This is a genomic window from Psychroserpens sp. XS_ASV72 (assembly GCF_041224425.1).
Lineage (GTDB): Bacteria > Bacteroidota > Bacteroidia > Flavobacteriales > Flavobacteriaceae > Psychroserpens.
In genome coordinates, this window is sequence record NZ_JBGFGL010000016.1 from 1 (window position 1) to 416 (window position 416).

The following is a 416-nucleotide window of genomic DNA, read 5'->3' on the forward strand; positions in this document are numbered from 1 at the left end:
ACAGGTTGTCTATGCACGCGTAGAGAGCGCTACGATAGCGACTGACTGTGCGACCCTTATAGAGGTGTTGTTGATAGTCAACCCGACGCCCCAGATTTTGGACCCGACGCCATTGGAGGTCTGTGACGATGTTTCTGCAGACGGCTTTGCGCAGTTCGACCTGACACAGAAGGACGCCGAGATACTTGACGGCCTGGACCCTCTCCAGTATGTGGTGAGCTACCATGTCCTGGAGGACGATGCCGAGCAGGGCACCAACGCGATAGCGGTACCGGCCTCATATACCAATACAACGGCATTTATGCAGACCCTATGGGTAAGGGTGGAGGACACGGCCAACGGTTGCCATAAGTTAACGACCCTGGATTTGGTCGTCAATGCACTTCCGGTGCTGGTCCAACCGAGTCCGTTAGAGC

1 protein-coding gene is annotated in these 416 nt (G+C 55.5%); it reads left to right on the forward strand.

Annotated features, from left to right (window positions below; translation table 11 throughout):
- Window positions 1-97: 97 nt before the first annotated feature.
- The coding region (locus AB9K26_RS00045) for a hypothetical protein (protein WP_369970513.1) at window positions 98-416 on the forward strand (319 nt) is incomplete at its 3' end.